Genomic DNA, 2,527 nt, shown 5'->3' with positions numbered 1-2,527 from the left:
GCATCGTCGTTGTCGACCGCGACGTCGGCCGCCCCCACCGGCACGCCGACGCTGCCGAGCGCGTCGCCGCAGGCCTCGCCGACGTTGCCCGGGTCCAATGGCGCATCGTCACTGCCCGCGTCGCCGCTGCTCGACAGCCCGTTCCTGCTGCCGCAGTCGTCGGGTCCGTCCGCCGCGCAGGCCGGCCCGACGATGCTCGACGTGAAGCGCATGCAGACCGTTGCGGGCGCGATCCGCGCGGCCGACAGCCGGATGTCCGATTCGGTGAACGAGCGCGCGACCCAGCTCGCGCTGTCGCAGGCGCACATCAAGCAGACGCAGGCGAAGAGCACGCTCGAGTCGGTGCAGAAAAAATACGACGACTGGGCAGCCGCGAATCCGCCGCCCATGCGCTTTCGCACCGTCGCGGGCGACGACATGATCCCGGCGCCGTCGGCGCCGCGTCCGAACCTGTATCAGGTCGAGCTCGACAAGGCGAAGGCGGCCGTCACGCAGGCCGACAACGCGGTGCAGCGCCTGCAGCTGCTGAGCGAGACGTCGCACCAGCAGGTGCTGATGGACCGGTTCGACGCCGGCCTCGACGAACGGCTGCGCTATGCGGCGCCCGGTTCGGACGCCGAGAACGACTACAAGAAGGCGCTGCACGATTTCTACGAAGCGCATCGCGGCGAGTTGTCGAACTCGCTGCTCGACGCGGCCAGCGCGAGCACGAACAACGGCGGCACGATCGCGTTCGGCAAGCTGACCGACAACGAGCAGCGCAACCTGATCGGCGTCGCGCTCGGCATGCAACCCGACGTCCAGAACGACGCGGCGTCGGGCGACGATTCGGACCCCGTATCGCCGACGAAGGACGACGTCGCGCGCTACACCGACAAGGACAAGCTGAAGACGATCAACAGCGTGCGCGACAAGCTGCTGTCGATTGGCGGCGGCGCGACGACGCAGGTCAGCGTGTTGCCGATGGTCTACGCCGCCAAGGATGCCGGCATGACCACCAGCGCGCTGTTCAAGGTCAGCGGCAAGGACGGCACGCAGTACGTCGACGAGACGGCAAGCAACTACGACGACATCAACGATTACATCGACAACAACGAGCTGTCGACGGACGGCACGGTCGACATCGCGACCGGCCACAACGCGGACGGCACGCTGCAACTCGTGTCGAAGGCCGCGCATCACGAAAGCGGCTTCGACAGTTTTCTGAACACGCTGACAAGCACGGGCCTGAACATCGGCATGATGGTCGGCGGAATGGCGCTCGAAGGCCTCGGCACGCTGCTCGACGGCACCGGCATCGGCGCGATCGTCGGCGTCCCGCTGAACATCCTCGGCGCGGGGATGATGTACACGGCGATCGGCGCGACGATGACGAGCGCCGGCCTCGATCTGGCCAACCGCGCCGACCACGGGCGCAGTCTCAATCCGTTTACCGACGCGGGTGCGCGGGCCGACTTCATCAACCTCGTGCCGATGGGCGCGGCGGGCGCCGCGAAGCTGGCCGGCAGCAAGCTGTTCACGCGCGCGGTCACGGCGCTCACGCGCACGCCGAAAGTCGCGTCGGTGCTCGCCACCGGCGCGCGGACCACCGCGGTCGTGACGGGCGTGGGCGGCGCGGTCGAGGCGTTCGGCGAAGCGGGCTACGAGTATTTCGTTACCGGCGACAAGAAGGCGGCCGGCGAGCAGCTCAAGTCCGGGATCACCAACGTCGCGTTGATGGCCGCCGGCGGCCTCAAGGAGCGCGCGGTGACGTCGGTGCGCACGCGCATCGGCCAGCCGGTGCCGATCCGCGGGGCCGACGGCAAGACCGTCAGCGTCGACAGCCAGACGATCGGCCGGATCCTCAACAGCGGCGACGCGTCGTCGCTCGCGGCCGGTCGCACACGCGTGACGCTCGACGGCGAAGCCGTCAAGGTATCGCCGGACGGCACGCTGCGGGTGGGCGACAAGGTGCTGACCTACGACAACACGCCGATTCGCGTGCTCGACCGCGCGTCCGCGAAGCGCCTGCCGCCGGGCAAATCGGTGGTGCTCGGCGAGGACGGCACGCTGTCCGTCGTATCGGTGTCGCCGAAGGCCTGGACCAATGGCACGCGTGTGGACGACGTGACCGGCACCGGCGAGCGCATGTCGTTCGGCCCCGACGGCGAGATGAGCGTGACGCCGAAGATCGTCGCGAAGACGCCGCTCGACGTGCTGCAACACGTGCTCGACCAGGCCAGCGACGCCTACCGGCAGACGGTCGCCGGCGCGCAGGCGCCGCGCCGCCTCGCGCAGACGGCGGCCGAAGGCGAAGCCGCGAGCGTGTCCGCCGACGCGCGCAGCACGCGCCGCAACAGCGAGGAACACGCCCGCGTGCAGCAGCAGCGCGACGAAACCGATGCCGAACGCAGCACGACCGCGAGCGCCAACCGGCGCAGCGCCGACACGCAATCGATGCGCTGGCGGCCCGTCGCGGCCGACGAGCCGGCCGGCCCGGGCACGCGGGCGAAGCCGGACGGCGCGCCGCCGCGCGTCAACGCGAAGG

1 pseudogene is annotated in these 2,527 nt (G+C 70.0%); it reads left to right on the top strand.

Features of this window, described 5'->3' with window-relative positions:
* Positions 1–2,527: pseudogene (locus tag JMF90_RS33145) on the top strand (LWXIA domain-containing protein); the annotation flags it as partial.

This window comes from Burkholderia sp. E168m23 (assembly GCF_016586125.1).
GTDB lineage: Bacteria > Pseudomonadota > Gammaproteobacteria > Burkholderiales > Burkholderiaceae > Burkholderia > Burkholderia orbicola.
This window is presented reverse-complemented; position numbering and strand designations above follow the sequence as displayed.